The sequence below is a fragment of the Pseudomonas sp. 8 R 14 genome, from assembly GCF_900005955.1.
Lineage (GTDB): Bacteria > Pseudomonadota > Gammaproteobacteria > Pseudomonadales > Pseudomonadaceae > Aquipseudomonas > Aquipseudomonas marginalis.
In genome coordinates this window covers 1-15,048 of record NZ_CVTH01000025.1, presented here as the reverse complement: position 1 = coordinate 15,048, position 15,048 = coordinate 1, and the positions used below count along the sequence as shown (strand labels likewise).

Genomic DNA, 15,048 nt, shown 5'->3' with positions numbered 1-15,048 from the left:
GATTCAAGCCTGCGTTCGGCCAGCGTGGTTAACGGGGCGCCTGAGATCAAGATCAAAAGCCAGAGCCAGAGCCAGAGCCAGAGCCAGAGCCAGATCAAAAGATTGCTGACTTCGTCAGCGGTTAAGGAAGTAGAAGCCACACCGCGCACGCTTCAATAATCAGGTCGGCTTTAAGGCCGCCTCGCTTTGTTTTTGATCTGGGATCGCCCCGTCAAACACGCTGGCCGAACGCAGGCTTTGGAGCGTGGGTAACCCGGCAGGACGCCGGGTTAGCCGCACTGGGCCATGGATGGCCCATTGCGGCGGCCCACGCTCCAAAGCCGGAGTGAGGGCACACCGAGCCTAGGCGAGGTGCCGAGTGTTGGGGCGAGGACCTTTTGGTTACTTTTGGCTGGGCCGGCATTCCGGTCCTTCCAAAAGTGACCCGCTGTAAGAGCGGAACCCTAAGTGGCCGTTACCTAAATAACGGATATACACACGGAGCAAAAAATGCCGCAGTTCACAAAAATCCTGATCGCCAACCGCGGCGAAATCGCCTGCCGCATCCAGCGCACGGCCCAGGCCTTGGGCTACCGCACCGTCGCCGTCTACAGCGACGCCGACGCCGAGGCCCTGCACGTGCAGATGGCCGACGAAGCCGTGCGCATCGGCACCGCGGCGGTACAACAGTCCTACCTCAATATCCCGGCCATCCTCGAGGCCGCGGAAAAAACCGGCGCCGATGCCATCCACCCCGGCTACGGTTTCCTCTCGGAAAACCCGGGCTTCGCCCGCGCCTGCCAAGACGCCGGCCTGACGTTCATCGGCCCCAGCGCCGAGGCCATCGAACTGATGGGCAGCAAGCGCCGCTCCAAGCTCGCCATGCTCGAGGCCGGGGTGCCTTGCATCGCCGGCTACCAGGGCAGCGCCCAGGACGACACCTGCCTGCAACGTGAAGCCGAGCGCATCGGCTACCCGCTGATGATCAAGGCCAGCGCCGGCGGCGGTGGCCGTGGCATGCGCCTGGTCCACCAGCCGGAGGCGCTGCTGGAAAGCCTGCACAGCGCCCGCTCGGAGGCCAGGCATGCGTTCGGCAGTGACGAACTGATCCTCGAACAGGCGCTGATCGAGCCGCGCCACGTCGAGATCCAACTATTCGGCGACCGCCACGGCAACCTGATTTACCTCGGCGAACGGGACTGCTCGATCCAGCGCCGTCATCAAAAAGTCATCGAGGAAGCGCCCTGCCCGGTGATGACGCCCGAACTGCGCCAGGCCATGGGCGAAGCCGCGCTCAAGGCCGGACGCGCGGTAAACTACCTCGGCGCCGGTACCGTGGAGTTCCTGCTCGACCGCAACGGCCGGTTCTACTTCCTGGAAATGAACACCCGCCTGCAAGTGGAGCACCCGGTCACCGAGCTGATCACCGGCCTCGACCTGGTGGCCTGGCAACTGCAAATCGCCGCCGGCCAGCCGCTGCCGCTCGAGCAGGCGCAGGTGAGCCTGAACGGCCACGCCATGGAAGTGCGCCTCTATGCCGAAGACCCGGCCCAGGGCTTCCTGCCGCAAACCGGTGAGGTACTGCGCTGGGAACCGGCCGTGGGCGTACGGGTTGACCATGGGCTGTGCGAAGGCGAAACCATCAGCCCGTTCTATGACCCGATGCTCGGCAAGCTCATCGCCCATGGCGCCACCCGCGAAGAAGCCCGGCGCAAGCTGCTGCGGGCGGTGGAGGACACGCTGTTGCTGGGGGTGACGACCAATCAGCGCTTGTTGGCTGAACTGCTCAAGCACCCAGGCTTTATCGACGGTGATTTCAGCACCGGGTTTATCGCCGAGCACTTCAGCGAAATACCGCGCCCGGCCGCGACAAGTGATCAACTCGCCCTGGCCGCCGCGCTGTTTTACCAACACAGCGCCGACCAGCATCCCCACGGCCTCGCGGGATGGCGCAACAACGCCCGTGTTCCCTGCACCTTTCGCCTGGAGGCCGACGGCGAAACCCACACCGTCACCGCCGCCGCCCTGCCACTCAGCACCGATGGCCGTCGCGCCACCCTGGTGCTCAACGGCGTTCGCCGTCGCATCGCCTATCACCTGGAGGGCTCCCGGCTGTGGCTGCCTGGCCTTATCGTCACCAACCGCACCCAGCAGGTTGCCGGGCGCCAGGCCGACGCCGGCAGCGGCACGATCAAGGCACCGATGGACGGTGCCATCGTCGACGTCCGCGTCAGCACCGGTGAACAGGTGACTAAAGGCCAACTGCTGCTGGTGCTCGAAGCCATGAAAATGGAGCATCCACTCAAGGCCGACAGGGACGGCGTGGTCAAGGCCGTGCAGGTCACAACAGGCGATCAGGTACGCAATCGCCAGGTTCTGCTGGAGATCGAATAACCCCCTAGTCGGAACTACAAGGCCGGTCTACGCTCTATCCCCAACAGGAAAGGACGAGTACGGGAACCTGCGCGATGCCTCATTGGCTGATTATTGACCTTGAAGCCACAACGGATGAAGGCGGCTGGCCCGTGACGGAGATGGAAGTCATCGAGATCGGCGCGAGCCTGGTGAACCGCCAGGGCCGCGAGCTGGACCACTTCCAGCGCTTTGTGCGGCCGCTGCGCCGCCCCTTGCTCACGCCCTTTTGTCGCCAGCTGACCCATATCACCCAGGCAAATATCGACGGCGCTGCACCGTTCATCGAGGTGTGGCCGCTGTTCGAGCGCTGGCTGGGCCAGCATCAGGCGCGCCTGGAAGGCTGGGCCAGTTGGGGTGACTACGATCGCGTACAGCTGGAGCTCGAGTGGCAGCGCCATGGCCTGACCAGCGCCATGGCCCCCACGCCCCATGTCAACCTCAAGCAACGCTTCGCCAAGGCCCGGCGCCTGGACAAGCCCCTGGGGCTCAATGGCGCCCTGCAATTGGCGGGGATGCAGTTCCAGGGCCAGCAACATCGAGCGCTGGAAGATGCACGCAACACCGCGCGCCTGCTGCCGCTGATTTTGCCGGTCTAGGCAGCGCCCGAAGCCTTGGGCATACTGACTCCCCCTTTTCCTTGCTGCTCAACTGTAGGAGCGAGCTTGCTCGCGAAGGTCGTTAACGATAACGCGGTAAACCTGGCACCCAGCGGCGCTCTCAGGTTTTTCGCGAGCAAGCTCGCTCCTACAGGATGAGCGTAAAGCATCAACTTTTTCCGAGGATTCGCCCATGTTCAAAGTCAACGAGTACTTCGACGGCACCGTCAAGTCGATCGCTTTCGGCACCGCAGAAGGTCCGGCGACCATCGGCGTGATGGCCCCGGGTGAATACGAATTCGGCACCGCCCAGCGTGAAATCATGCACGTGGTGTCCGGCGCCCTGAGCGTCAAGCTGCCCGACGCCAACGACTGGGAAACCTTCGCCGCCGGCAGCCAGTTCAACGTACCGGCCAACAGCAAGTTCCAATTGAAGGTCGCAGTGGACACCGCTTACCTGTGCGAATACCGCGGCTGATCGCTGCGCCGCAAAAAAATGCCCGTCTCCTGCGAGACGGGCATTTTTTATGGGCGCATGACTTATTCGAGGATGATCACCGGCATGCCCACTTCCAGGCGGCCCACGCCATCGTTGACCAGGTTCTGGCCAAAAATCGCGCCGTCCTCCGTCTTGCGGTAGGCCTCCAGCGTCACAAAAGGCTCACGGTCGGGGCTGCGCTCGCCGGTGTGCGGATCGATGGTGGTGAGAATGCAGCGTGAGCAGGGCTTGACTGCGCGAAACTCCACATCCCCGATGCGCAGGCGCTTCCAGCCGTCTTCGGCGAAGGCGTCGCTGCCTTCGATCACCAGGTTGGGGCGAAAGCGCAGCATGTCCATGGGACGGCCGACTTTCTGCGAGAGGTCGTCGAGGGACGCTTGCCCGATCACCAGCAACGGATAACCGTCGGCGAACGCGACCTGGTCATCATCGCGGCCGTAACCTGCCTGGGTAGTGCGCGCCCGTTCCAGAGGAATCTGCACCAGCCGCGTGGGCTTGCCAATAAAGGCGCTGACCCAGGCGGCGGCTTCGTCGCCGGCGTCCGGCACACGCAAGGTGTCGCGCCAGATGGTCACGCCACGTAACTCAGCCGCGCTGCCGGGCAGCGCCACATCCAGCGGCGCGTAGCCAGGCGAACTCAGGGTCAGGCCGCCGCTGCTGTTCCACAGCGCCGACAGTTGGCTCATCTTTGCCACGGCGCGCTGGGTGAGGAAACGCCCGCTGGCCTCATCCACCAGCATCCAGCGTCGATCGCCGTCCAACCCCAGTTTATCCAGGCCGACCTGTTGAAGAGTTTCGGCCTTGCCGGACTTCAAGGGGTAACGGTACAACGCGCTGAGACGAAGCATGGGCCAACATTCCTGAGGGGCAAAGCCGTCACCCTAAGGTCAAGCGGACGCTTCGTCCAGCATCAGGCGCTGACGTACCACATCCACCAGCTTGTCCGGCTGGAACTTGGACAGGAAGTTGTCGCAGCCGACCTTCTTCACCATCGAGTCGTTGAAGCTGCCTGACAGCGAAGTGTGCAGTACCACGTAGAGCTTGCGCAGCCGTGGGTCGTTGCGGATTTCGGTGGTGAGGCGGTAGCCGTCCATCTCGGGCATTTCGGCGTCGGTGAAGATCATCAGCAGCTTGTCGGTCATCACATGGCCGGCGTCGGCCCAGGCCTTGAGCATATTCAACGCCTTGAGACCGTCGCTGGCGATGTGCATCTTCACGCCCAGTTGGCCGAGGGTGTCGCGCAATTGCGACAGGGCCACGTTGGAGTCGTCCACCAGCAGCACTTCGCGGCCACGGGCGCGTTCCAGCACCGGGTCGTCGAGTTTTTCGCGGGAGACCTTGGCGTTGTACGGCACGATCTCGGCGAGGACTTTTTCCACGTCGATGATCTCCACCAACTGGTCGTCGACCTTGCTGATGGCGGTGAGGTAATGCTGGCGCCCGGCGCTGGTCGGCGGCGGCAGGATGGCTTCCCAGTTCATGTTGACGATGCGGTCCACGCCACCCACCAGGAACGCCTGCACCGAGCGGTTGTACTCGGTGACGATAATGGTGCTGTTGGGGCCCGGCACCAGCGGACGCATGCCGATGGCTTGGGACAAGTCGATCACTGGCAGGGTCTGGCCCCGCAGGTTGACCACGCCGCACACGAAGGGGTGGCGCTGGGGCATCAGGGTCAGCTTGGGCAGTTGCAGGACTTCCTGCACCTTGAACACGTTGATGGCGAACAGCTGCCGCCCGGCCAGGCGGAACATGAGGATCTCCAGGCGATTCTCACCCACCAGTTGCGTGCGTTGGTCTACCGTGTCGAGAATGCCGGCCATTAAGAGCTCCTGGTGTGCGCTGGAAAGTAATGCGCGAAGTGTTTGTGCAGTTAGCTTGTTATCGGCGGCAAACGCCGGACCTTGACCCCGGTAAAATGCCACGTAAATTCATTGATGTCACACTGACATCATGCTTTACTGCTGAGGCCTGTTCATATGGCGGTGCAGCGACGTTGCGCGACATTCAAATCGACGCAAGGTTCCGTCATGTAAGGGATTCCCCTAGGAACAATCAGGCCCAACCTGATGTTCGCAATATCTAATAGCCATTAATGTGACGCCATTCTCATTGCATGAATGGAGTCAGGCTTTTGTTTGCCATCCCCAGCCCTCGTCTTATGGGTTTTCCAGACGTTCACGTGACGGCAACTGAAGGTGTGCAATCGAGCCCGCTCACGGGGGCCACGCACAGCCGTCGCCGTCATTCAAATAAACGTCCTACTGAAAACTCAGAAGCAACCTACAGATTCCCGTTATCTTTCAGCGGTAGTTTTACGCCATTCACCCGGTGCGACCTCTCATCACCCGACCTTATGTTGTGGAGACTTGCATGATGAACGACGGTAACGAGTGGCAAGTTGCACTTCCTGAGTTCCTGCGCGAGGCTGAAAAGCTGCTGACCAAGTCGGAAGAATGCCTGAGCCACCTGCATTTGATCCGCAACGACAGTGACGCCATCGACTGCATGAAAATCAGCCTGATCAAGCTCGCCGAAAAGGCCGATTGCCTGGCCCTGCAAGCGATCAGCGAATTCTCGCGGCATATCCAGGACGTGATCGCCAACGCCGAAAGTCCTTTGCAGTTACATGATCAAGCCCTGGAAGCCCTGCATGACTGCTTGACATTGCTGGCCTGGCAGCTGGAACTGATCGATGCAAAAACAGGCCAGCTGACCCTGGATAAAGAAGAACAGACCAAGTTGATTGACACGGTCACCCTGCACATTCCGCAAAAGGGTTTCAGTTACAATCCGCAACAACGTATGCACCATTTGTCTTGAAGCGTTATCAGGTCGCATTCAAGCACGGGGTTATCTAAAAACGACGACTCCAACTAATCCGCTGGAGAAAAATGGCGATTCAATATCAATTAGCCATTAACGATACAAACCCTTTGAAATAATACAACCTCACTTCATTAACTCTGGGATTATCATTCCTCGAGTTGTTGCGCGTTTAAATAGGCCCGCCAGGCACGGCACCTGGCGACCAACGGTAAGAGTGGTGGTACTATGCACCCGCTTGAAGTGACTCAACTTCAGCCTGCTTGAGAACGATTCAAGAACGTATTCCAAACAGAGCCCGGTCAGCCGCGACCGGTCTTCCCGCAGCGAACCTTCATTGGCTCCATCCGCTATGCATGCCAGCCTCAAGACATTCATCGCAAGGTCCGCGTCCCGCAGTAACGCACGCCGTTTGATCCTCGCCCTGTGCCTCGGCTCGCTGCTGCTGAGCCTGTGGGCCTACAGCCGCTCCGCGCCGTTGCCGCTGCTGGTGCTGCTGCTCAACCTGGCCACCTTGGTGGTGGTTGGCCTGCAACAGTGGCGCTCGCGTAAATCCATCAAGTTCCAGCCCCAGGAGTTGGCCGATCGCCTGCTGCAAGTGCAGGAAAACGAACGTCATCGCCTCAGCCGTGAACTGCATGACGATATCGGCCAGTTGCTGACCGCCGCCAAGCTGCAAAGCGAATGGCTCAAGCGCCGCCTGCCGGATGAATTGCAAAGCCAGTGCACTGTGTTGTGCAACACCTTGAACGAAACCCTGGCCAAGGTGCGCGACGTGTCCGCCATCCTCAACCCCCGGCAGCTCGCCAGCCTGGGCCTGGAAGCCAGCCTGCGCGCGCACCTGCTCAAAACCCTGGAAAACACCCCGGTGCACTGGAGCCTTGAATGCCAGCAACGGCTGAGCGGCATCCCTGAGGAAATGGCCGTGGCGGCCTTTCGCATTACCCAGGAAGCCGTGACCAACATGCTGCGCCACGCCCAGGCGCGCAACCTGCTGGTGCGCCTGCAGCGCCTGCCCGAGGGCCTGTCGCTGACCATCTGCGATGACGGCCAGGGCTTTTCGCCCGCCATCAACCCCGGCCTGGAAGGCCAACGGGGCATGGCTGGCATGTCCGAGCGCATTGACCAGCTTGGCGGTTCATTATCCGTCAGCAGCCAACCAGGCCACGGCACACGGATAGACGCGCTTTTCCCCTGGGCGCCTCGCTCCCTCGAACGGGCCAGCGCCCCTAAGGTTATCGAGTGACCTGCACATTACTCCTGGTGGATGACCATGCACTGATCAGGGCCGGCGTACGTGCGCTGATCCAGGATATTCCCGGCTACACGGTGACCGGCGAAGCCAGCGATGGCGCGCAATTGCTGGAGCAGTTCAATACCTTGCTGCCGGATATCGTGCTGTTGGACCTGTCCATGAAGCACACCAGCGGCCTCGAGGCGCTACAGCAACTCAAGCATGCGCACCCCAGGAGCAAGGTGCTGATCCTGTCGATGCACACCGACCCGGAGCTGATCATGTGTGCGCTGGAGGCAGGCGCCCACGGCTACCTGCTCAAGGACACCACTGCCAACGAGCTGGAACACGCGTTGCTGGCCTTGCGCAACAACGAGCGCTACCTGAGCCCGGCGATCGCCCATACCGTGATCAACCAGGCGCTGGTGCGCAGCCAGGGGCCGACCACGCCCGCCAGCCACAGCCATAACCTCACAGCCCGCCAACTGGAAATCCTGCGCCTGATCGTGCGCGGCAAATCCACCCGCGAGATCGCCCACGGCCTGGGCCTGAGCATCAAGACCGTAGAAGCCCACCGCTCGCAAATCATGAAGCGCCTGCAGATATTCGACGTGGCGGGCCTGGTGTTATTTGCCGTGCGCGAGCAGATCATCAGCCTGGACGACTAGGGGCGAACCCACCGGCAAATGCACGCGCAGGGCCTTGGGCAAGGCCTCGAAGTGCAGGTCGTCACCTTCCAGCGGCTCGCCATCGAGGTTGATGTACAAGCCCTGCGCGACCTTGATGTTGACCCACGGCAGGCGTGCCCGCACGAACATCGCGTCCAGCTCCCAGCCGTTCCCCATCAGCTCGCGCAAGGTGCCGACCACTTCCTGGGGCGCCGGCAGGATACTGACGTCCAGCAAGCCATCGTCGGCCAATGCCCCAGGGCACAGCACATGCCCACCGCCCGCCTGGCGACCGTTGCCGATGCCCAGCGCGAGCAGCTCGCCCTTCCAGTGGAAATCCGGCCCGTCCAGCTCGGCATAGGCGGCCTTCAACTCGCTGAAGCGCGTCAGGCCGGTGAACAGGTAGGCGGCGCCACCGAGGACTTTCTTCAGGTCTTCGGAGGTATTGGCGGTGACCTGGCTGCCGAAGCCGCCGGTGGCCATATTCAGGAAGATTTGCCCGCCGACCTGGCCGAGGTCGATCGCACGGGGCGGCACATCCAGCAACGCCAGGGCCTGGGCGGGCTCCAATGGCACGCCGGCAGCCTTGGCGAAGTCATTGGCGGTCCCCAGGGGCATCAGCACCAGGCTGGCTTCACCCTTGGCCTCGGCCATGGCCTCGGCCACGTCGCGCAAGGTGCCGTCGCCGCCGCCGGCAACGATGTGGGTATAGCCGCCCTCCAAGGCTTCCTTGACCAGGCGCTTTGCGTCACCGCCCTCCCAGGTCACCCGTACCGCCAGCTCCCCACCCTGCCTGCGCCGGGCCAGCACGGCGCTGCGCACGTCCTCGTTGAGGGCTTGCTTGCCGTGGAGGATCAACAGTGCCTTGGGGGTGGTCATGGGTGGCTTACTCCTGGATTCAAAGGTGCTTGAAGGATGTGGACCCTGGGCGACCGAAAAAAAGCCATGGGCGTTGAAAAATTAATCCAGCGACCCAGGCATGCCCAGGCTTTCGCCGTTGTGATCGGGGAAGCCCGCTTTCGTCGACGCCATCACCCCGGCGCCCGGCACGTTCCAGTCCAGGCAATCACGTCCAGGCAATCACGCCCCGGCACCGCGCGCACCAGCAGCGCCACGGGAACCACACGTAAAATGTCATCAGCAGTCAACTCGCAGAGGAATAAAGGGCTGCTTACGGCTGACGGCAATTCTGTTTGACCGACAGCCGCGGCGCCGGCTCGTACTTCACCTGCTGCAAGCCATCAGCGCCCTGGAAGATGAAGTATTTGATCCGGCAGTCCTTGAACATCGGCGAGTAACCCTCAGCCCGGAAGCCTTGGCCGTCGACCTGCTTGGTCACAGTGTTGTTGCGGCTGACCACCGCGAGCACCTGGGCATAACCCTGGCCCATCTTCACCCCCGGCTCGCCGGTGACCGTCATCGACGAGGCGCAACCGCCCAACCCTGCCGCCGCCAATACCAGCGCGACGCCGTACAGTCCATTGCGTAGATCGTTCATTCGCTGCTTCCCTTCAGTGATGGATCAGCGGCGGCCATCGCACACTGGAGATTCGCCAACGCGTCCCTGGCATGGCCCGCGGCTCAACGTGAGGTCAATGCCGCTGGCACCGATGCAACGTCCTTGCAACGGATCATCGACAGGGTTTACTGGACATCTTCAGCCTGATCGCCACTGAGCACTACGCGGTCGATCTTGAAGCACGGCGTTTGATTGCGCGCTAAGCGCGGAAGTGGCCACCCAAGACGGCAGCCAAACAGAGGGTTTTGCTCGAGAGGGGGATCAACAGACATTTCGCATCCTTGTGAGTGAAGTTTCCTACATGCGTAGATGGGTCATCACAAAGAAGTAAAAGTGCCACGGAGAACCATGGCACTGTGACACATCCGACACAATCAGCCGCAGCCGGCATTCAAGGCATAGAGAGAGGCGCACGGTTCACACGGCGCAATCAGCTCTTGTGTAACTTACTCATCAACTGCGCCTCAGCCTGGGTCAAGCCACACGACTGGGTCAGTTCATCCACGGTAGCGCCCATGCCCACCAGCTTCGCCGCCTGGGCAAATGACAGGCTGGAAGGATCACGCTGCTCGATCTGCGCCAGTTTGTCCGGCAACGGCGCGAGGATGGCGCGCAGTTCATGCACCTCGTCCCCGACCTTCACCGCACTCTGCTGGAAGTGATCGACCCGCTTGACCAACTCCAGCACCCGTCGATCACGCACCGCATCGCGCTCGGCCTGCTGCATCGCCAATTCGCGCTGCTGGCGTATATAGCGCAGCAGAAAACCCAAGGTCCCGGCCCACAACAGGGCCAGGACAATCACCGCGACCTCAAGGAACAATCAGATGCTCTCCAGTTCCGACCATTCTTCTTCGCTCATCATTTTGTCCAGCTCAACCAGAATCAACAGTTCGTTGTTCTTGTTGCACACGCCCTGGATGAACTTGGCCGATTCCTCGTTGCCCACGTTCGGCGCGGTTTCCACTTCCGATTGGCGCAGGTAGACCACTTCCGCGACGCTGTCGACCATGATACCGACCACTTGCTTGTCGGCCTCGATGATGACGATACGCGTGTTGTCGCTGACTTCGACCGTGTCCAGGCCAAAACGCTGGCGGGTGTCGATCACCGTCACCACGTTGCCGCGCAGGTTGATGATGCCCAGCACATAGCTTGGCGCACCGGGAACCGGAGCGATCTCGGTGTAGCGCAGCACTTCCTGCACGCGCATCACGTTAATACCGTAGGTTTCGTTGTCCAGTTTGAAGGTAACCCATTGCAGGATCGGATCATCCAAACCTTGTGCGGACGCTGACTTGTTCATATCTCTGACCCCTTCAAATGCCGATGTAGGCGGCGTGTGTACTTCTTTTGGCCGCACGCTCGCGCGGCCCTTATTGTCCAATCAACTGCGTTTGTTCACCGGCATCGCCTTAACGGCACCGCTGGCGATCAACTCGGCCAGTTCGGCAACGTCCAGCAACGCGCACATGTGTTCGATCACGGTGCCTGCCAGCCAGGGCCGCTGGCCCCGGTGGCTGCGCCATTTGATTTCATTCGGGTCCAGGCGCAGCGAGCGGCTGACTTGATGCACCGCCAGCCCCCATTCGTAGCCCTGCACCGAGATCACGTATTGCAAGCCCTGGCGGAAGTCATCGCGGTAGCGGTCGGGCATCACCCAGCGCGCGGTGTCCAGCACCTTGAGGTTACCGGCCTGGCTCGGCAGGATGCCCAGGAACCACTCCGGCTGCCCGAACAATGGCGTCAGTTCCTGGCCCTCCAACGAGTAGATCGAGCCCAGGCACACCAACGGCACCGCCAGGGTCAACCCGGCGACGTCGAACAGCAGACATTCAAATGGCTCGGCCGCCCAGGCCGGACGATCATCGCCGCTCACCGGCGGTGGCGTGATGCTCGGTGGCAGGTGCACTTCCACGACCGGCTCGACCACCACAGGCACGACGGGCGCGACCACCGGGACGCTGACCGGGACGACGAGTGCATCGCGGGCCTGCTCTTCCAATACAGCCAACTGGAACTCATCCAGGCTGCTCGACGACGGCACTTCGACCGCCGGCTCCAGCACCAGGATAGGCTCCTGTAATTCTTCCGCGGTCGCGTCCTGCAGCAAGGCATCCAGGTAGGATTCCAGTGCCAGTTGCGGCCGGGTCTTGACCTTGAGTTCGACGGGACGGTTCATCATCAGGCCACCTGCGCCACAAGCTGCTGGGACAGCAGGTGCTTGAGCAACGCCCGGTACGCCAGCACGCCCCGGCTTTTGCCGTCGAACTGCGACGGCGTGAGCCCGGCACGGCTGGCATCACGCAGGCGGGTGTCCACCGGGATGTAGCCGTTCCAGATGGTCTCCGGGTAGGCATCGCGCAGGACGCGCAAGGTGCCCAGGGACGCCTGGGTGCGGCGGTCGAACAGGGTGGGCACGATGCTGTAGGGCAACGCCTGTTTGCGCGAACGGTTGATCATCGCCAGGGTACTGACCATGCGCTCCAGGCCCTTGACCGCCAGGTGCTCGGTCTGCACCGGGATCACCAGTTGCTGGCTGGCCGCCAAAGCGTTGACCATCAGCACGCCGAGCAACGGCGGGCTGTCGATGATCGCGTAGTCGAAGTCCTGCCACAGTTGCGCCAGGGTCTTGGCGATCACCAGGCCCAGGCCGCTCTGCCCCGGCGACTGGCGCTCCAGGGTGGCCAGCGCGGTACTCGACGGCAGCAGGGAAATGCTTTCGTTACTGGTGGGCAGCAGCAATTGCCCGGGCAGGTCGGCCGGTACGTTGCCTTTGTGCAGGAACAGGTCGTAGTTGCTGTGCTCCAGCGCATCCGGGTCGTAGCCGAAATAGCTGGTCATCGAGCCGTGGGGGTCGAGGTCGACCACGACCACACGCTTGCCCGCCTCGGCCAGCAAGCCGGCTAAAGCGATGGAGGTGGTGGTCTTGCCGACTCCACCTTTTTGATTGGCAACTGCCCAGACTCTCATTCGGATGGTTCCTCCCGGTGGGCACACGCGCGACCGAGACATTGCATAAGGTTATTGAGCCGGCGACGGAGAATTGACGGCACTCTGCTGAACCGGCGGCTTTGCAGGGGCCGGTGCAGTTTGTGTGCCAGCGCGCTTCAAGGCCGCATCCGGTGTTGCATTGGCGGTACCGGTGCCGGTCAGGCTACGGCGCACCTCCAGGTTTCGGGACACCACCAGCACCACCCGACGGTTGCGTGCGCGGCCTTCGAGCGTGGCGTTATTGGCCACCGGCTGGAACTCGCCATACCCCACCGACGCCAGGCGTCCAGGGTTCACGCCCTGCATCGCGAGCATGCGCACGATGCTCGCGGCACGGGCCGATGACAGCTCCCAGTTGGTCGGGTACTGCGCAGTACTGATCGGCACATTGTCGGTAAAGCCTTCAACGTGGATCGGGTTTTCAAACGGTTTGAGGATCGCCGCCACCTTGTCGATGATGGTGAACGCCTGGTCGCTGGGCAACGCATCGGCACTGGCGAACAGCAGGCTGGAATTGAGCTCGATCTCCACCCACAACTCATTGCCGCGCACGGTCATCTGGTTGGAGCTGATCAGGTCGCCAAACGCGGCACTGATGTCATCGGCGATGCTTTTCAGCGGATCACTGGTGCCGCCCACACCGGCAGCGGTTTCGTCGCTGTCATTGACCAGCGGCTTGGCCGGGGTCACGGTCTTGGGCCGCTCTTCGCCAATCGGGATCGGCTTGAGCGAACGGTCGGCGTCGTTGAACACGCCGATCAACGCCTGGGAAATGACTTTGTACTTGCCTTCGTTGATCGACGAGATGGAGTACATCACCACGAAAAAGGCGAACAGCAAGGTGATGAAGTCCGCATAGGACACCAGCCACCGCTCGTGGTTGACATGTTCTTCAGGCTCGCGACGGCGACGGCTCACAGGCGATTACCTCCGCAAAACAAATCAACTGTAGGAGCGAGCTTGCTCGCGAAAAACCCGAGAGCAACGCGTTCATCCAGGATGCCCGCGTTATCGTTGACGATTTTCGCGAGCAAGCTCGCTCCTACAGGGTTCATGACCATCAATCCATGAAGCCCTGGAGCTTCAATTCGATGGAGCGCGGGTTCTCGCCCTCGGCAATCGACAGGATGCCTTCGAGCAGCATCTCGCGATAGCGCGACTGGCGCATGGCAATCGACTTGAGCTTGCTGGCCACCGGCAACAGCACCAGGTTGGCACTGGCCACCCCGTAGATGGTGGCAACGAACGCCACGGCAATGCCGCTGCCCAGTTGCGACGGATCGGCCAGGTTGCCCATCACGTGGATCAGGCCCATCACCGCGCCGATGATGCCGATGGTCGGCGCGTAGCCGCCCATGCTTTCAAACACTTTGGCGGCGTTGATGTCGCGGCTTTCCTGGGTGTAGAAATCCACCTCGAGGATGCTGCGGATCGCTTCCGGCTCGGCGCCGTCCACCAGCAATTGCAGGCCTTTGCGCGAATAGCTGTCGGGTTCGGCATCGGCCACGCCTTCGAGGCCCAGCAGGCCTTCCTTGCGCGCGGTGAGGCTCCAGTTGACGACGCGATCGATGCCACCGGCCAGGTCGACACGCGGCGGAAAAATGATCCAGATGAGGATTTGCATCGCGCGCTTGAACGAACTCATCGGTGACTGCAGCAACGCGGCGCCCACCGTGCCGCCAATCACGATCAGCGCCGCCGGGCCGTTGGCCAGGGCGCCCAGGTGACCGCCTTCGAGGTAGTTGCCGCCAATAATGGCGACAAACGCCAGGATGATGCCGATCAGGCTCAATACATCCATCAGAGGCAGGCCTCCACCAGATGCCTGCCGATATCGTCCAGGCTGTAGACGGCGTCGGCCAGGTCAGCCTTGACGATGGCCATGGGCATTCCATAGATCACGCAGCTGGCCTCGTCCTGGGCCCAGATCGCACTGCCGCCCTGCTTGAGCAGGCGCGCGCCTTCACGACCGTCGGCGCCCATGCCGGTGAGCACTACCGCCAGAACTTTGTCGCCGTAGGACTTGGCCGCCGAACCGAAGGTGATGTCCACGCACGGCTTGTAGTTGAGGCGCTCATCACCCGGCAGGATTTTGATCGCGCCACGGCCGTCGACCATCATCTGCTTGCCGCCCGGAGCCAGCAACGCCAGGCCAGGACGCAGGATGTCGCCATCCTCGGCTTCCTTGACGCTGATGCGGCAGAGCTTGTCCAGGCGCTCGGCAAAGGCCTTGGTGAACGCGGCGGGCATGTGCTGGATCAACACGATCGGCGCCGGGAAGTTGGCCGGCAATTGGGTCAACACGCGCTGCAAGGCGA

At 62.0% G+C, this 15,048-nt stretch carries 17 protein-coding genes; 6 read left to right on the top strand and 11 right to left on the bottom strand.

All coding sequences use genetic code 11. The features are described from left to right. Nucleotides 1-489 precede the first annotated feature (489 nt). The 3 genes from BFQ01_RS02875 (at nt 490) to BFQ01_RS02865 (ending at nt 3,468) form a co-directional block, all read left to right on the top strand. Nucleotides 490-2,373, top strand: a complete 1,884-nt coding sequence (locus BFQ01_RS02875; RefSeq protein WP_065924153.1) for an acetyl-CoA carboxylase biotin carboxylase subunit — start codon at nt 490-492, stop codon at nt 2,371-2,373. A gap of 74 nt (nt 2,374-2,447) precedes the next feature. Then, nucleotides 2,448-2,990, top strand: a complete 543-nt coding sequence (locus tag BFQ01_RS02870) for an exonuclease domain-containing protein (RefSeq protein WP_065924152.1) — start codon at nt 2,448-2,450, stop codon at nt 2,988-2,990. Nucleotides 2,991-3,183: 193 nt separating this feature from the next. Continuing rightward, nucleotides 3,184-3,468, top strand: a complete 285-nt coding sequence (locus BFQ01_RS02865) for a pyrimidine/purine nucleoside phosphorylase (RefSeq protein ID WP_027603886.1) — start codon at nt 3,184-3,186, stop codon at nt 3,466-3,468. Between the two features lie 62 nt (nt 3,469-3,530). On the opposite strand, the gene BFQ01_RS02860 is transcribed toward BFQ01_RS02865, so the two are convergent. Beyond that, nucleotides 3,531-4,337: an MOSC domain-containing protein gene (locus BFQ01_RS02860; protein WP_065924151.1), complete on the bottom strand. Its 807-nt coding sequence runs from the start codon at nt 4,335-4,337 to the stop codon at nt 3,531-3,533. A gap of 39 nt (nt 4,338-4,376) precedes the next feature. Continuing rightward, a complete protein-coding gene (locus tag BFQ01_RS02855; RefSeq protein ID WP_027603884.1) occupies nt 4,377-5,312 on the bottom strand; it encodes a chemotaxis protein CheV in 936 nt (311 codons plus the stop codon). A 550-nt stretch (nt 5,313-5,862) separates the two neighbouring features. On the opposite strand from BFQ01_RS02855, the gene BFQ01_RS02850 reads away from it, so the two are divergent. The 3 genes from BFQ01_RS02850 (at nt 5,863) to BFQ01_RS02840 (ending at nt 8,217) form a co-directional block, all read left to right on the top strand. After that, nucleotides 5,863-6,312 (top strand): hypothetical protein, encoded by a 450-nt coding sequence (locus BFQ01_RS02850; protein ID WP_174562740.1) that lies wholly within the window; start codon nt 5,863-5,865, stop codon nt 6,310-6,312. Between the two features lie 355 nt (nt 6,313-6,667). Further along, nucleotides 6,668-7,561, top strand: a complete 894-nt coding sequence (locus BFQ01_RS02845; protein ID WP_065924150.1) for a sensor histidine kinase — start codon at nt 6,668-6,670, stop codon at nt 7,559-7,561. Next, nucleotides 7,558-8,217, top strand: coding sequence for a response regulator transcription factor (locus BFQ01_RS02840; RefSeq protein ID WP_065924149.1), 660 nt, complete (start codon nt 7,558-7,560; stop codon nt 8,215-8,217). Before BFQ01_RS02845 ends, BFQ01_RS02840 begins: the two co-directional genes overlap by 4 nt. Here the strand turns inward: BFQ01_RS02840 and yegS are convergent. The 9 genes from yegS to BFQ01_RS02795 all read right to left on the bottom strand — a co-directional run. Next, entirely contained in the window at nt 8,176-9,096 is a 921-nt protein-coding gene (gene yegS, locus BFQ01_RS02835; RefSeq protein WP_065924148.1) for a lipid kinase YegS, read from the bottom strand. The two genes, BFQ01_RS02840 and yegS, sit on opposite strands and share 42 nt — an antisense overlap. A gap of 292 nt (nt 9,097-9,388) precedes the next feature. Beyond that, nucleotides 9,389-9,715: a hypothetical protein gene (locus BFQ01_RS02830; RefSeq protein ID WP_065924147.1), complete on the bottom strand. Its 327-nt coding sequence runs from the start codon at nt 9,713-9,715 to the stop codon at nt 9,389-9,391. Nucleotides 9,716-10,166: 451 nt separating this feature from the next. Continuing rightward, the gene (locus tag BFQ01_RS02825) at nt 10,167-10,559 is read right to left on the bottom strand and encodes a DUF2802 domain-containing protein (RefSeq protein ID WP_065924146.1); all 393 of its coding nucleotides are present in this window, start codon (nt 10,557-10,559) and stop codon (nt 10,167-10,169) included. After that, entirely contained in the window at nt 10,560-11,042 is a 483-nt protein-coding gene (locus BFQ01_RS02820) for a chemotaxis protein CheW (protein ID WP_005790025.1), read from the bottom strand. A gap of 81 nt (nt 11,043-11,123) precedes the next feature. Next, the gene (locus BFQ01_RS02815; protein WP_065924145.1) at nt 11,124-11,918 is read right to left on the bottom strand and encodes a CheW domain-containing protein; all 795 of its coding nucleotides are present in this window, start codon (nt 11,916-11,918) and stop codon (nt 11,124-11,126) included. 2 nt (nt 11,919-11,920) lie between these two features. Beyond that, nucleotides 11,921-12,709 carry a ParA family protein gene (locus BFQ01_RS02810; RefSeq protein WP_065924144.1) on the bottom strand — a complete coding sequence of 263 codons (789 nt, stop codon included), beginning with the start codon at nt 12,707-12,709 and terminating at the stop codon, nt 11,921-11,923. A gap of 51 nt (nt 12,710-12,760) precedes the next feature. After that, nucleotides 12,761-13,648, bottom strand: coding sequence for a flagellar motor protein MotD (motD, locus tag BFQ01_RS02805; RefSeq protein WP_065924143.1), 888 nt, complete (start codon nt 13,646-13,648; stop codon nt 12,761-12,763). Nucleotides 13,649-13,790: 142 nt separating this feature from the next. After that, nucleotides 13,791-14,531 carry a flagellar motor protein gene (locus tag BFQ01_RS02800; RefSeq protein WP_027603872.1) on the bottom strand — a complete coding sequence of 247 codons (741 nt, stop codon included), beginning with the start codon at nt 14,529-14,531 and terminating at the stop codon, nt 13,791-13,793. Next, nucleotides 14,531-15,048 (bottom strand): chemotaxis protein CheB (locus BFQ01_RS02795; protein ID WP_305119668.1); only part of this gene is annotated, 518 nt, incomplete at its 5' end. The genes BFQ01_RS02800 and BFQ01_RS02795, both read right to left, overlap by 1 nt.

What these genes read in the sequence shown, in the direction of transcription:
- BFQ01_RS02875 (WP_065924153.1), top strand. Translation starts at nt 490, where the DNA reads ATGCCGCAGTTCACAAAAATCCTGATCGCCAACCGCGGCGAAATCGCC.
- BFQ01_RS02870 (WP_065924152.1), top strand. Translation starts at nt 2,448, where the DNA reads ATGCCTCATTGGCTGATTATTGACCTTGAAGCCACAACGGATGAAGGC.
- BFQ01_RS02865 (WP_027603886.1), top strand. Translation starts at nt 3,184, where the DNA reads ATGTTCAAAGTCAACGAGTACTTCGACGGCACCGTCAAGTCGATCGCT.
- BFQ01_RS02860 (WP_065924151.1), bottom strand. Translation starts at nt 4,337, where the DNA reads ATGCTTCGTCTCAGCGCGTTGTACCGTTACCCCTTGAAGTCCGGCAAG.
- BFQ01_RS02855 (WP_027603884.1), bottom strand. Translation starts at nt 5,312, where the DNA reads ATGGCCGGCATTCTCGACACGGTAGACCAACGCACGCAACTGGTGGGT.
- BFQ01_RS02850 (WP_174562740.1), top strand. Translation starts at nt 5,863, where the DNA reads ATGATGAACGACGGTAACGAGTGGCAAGTTGCACTTCCTGAGTTCCTG.
- BFQ01_RS02845 (WP_065924150.1), top strand. Translation starts at nt 6,668, where the DNA reads ATGCATGCCAGCCTCAAGACATTCATCGCAAGGTCCGCGTCCCGCAGT.
- yegS (WP_065924148.1), bottom strand. Translation starts at nt 9,096, where the DNA reads ATGACCACCCCCAAGGCACTGTTGATCCTCCACGGCAAGCAAGCCCTC.
- BFQ01_RS02830 (WP_065924147.1), bottom strand. Translation starts at nt 9,715, where the DNA reads ATGAACGATCTACGCAATGGACTGTACGGCGTCGCGCTGGTATTGGCG.
- BFQ01_RS02820 (WP_005790025.1), bottom strand. Translation starts at nt 11,042, where the DNA reads ATGAACAAGTCAGCGTCCGCACAAGGTTTGGATGATCCGATCCTGCAA.
- BFQ01_RS02815 (WP_065924145.1), bottom strand. Translation starts at nt 11,918, where the DNA reads ATGAACCGTCCCGTCGAACTCAAGGTCAAGACCCGGCCGCAACTGGCA.
- BFQ01_RS02810 (WP_065924144.1), bottom strand. Translation starts at nt 12,709, where the DNA reads ATGAGAGTCTGGGCAGTTGCCAATCAAAAAGGTGGAGTCGGCAAGACC.
- BFQ01_RS02800 (WP_027603872.1), bottom strand. Translation starts at nt 14,531, where the DNA reads ATGGATGTATTGAGCCTGATCGGCATCATCCTGGCGTTTGTCGCCATT.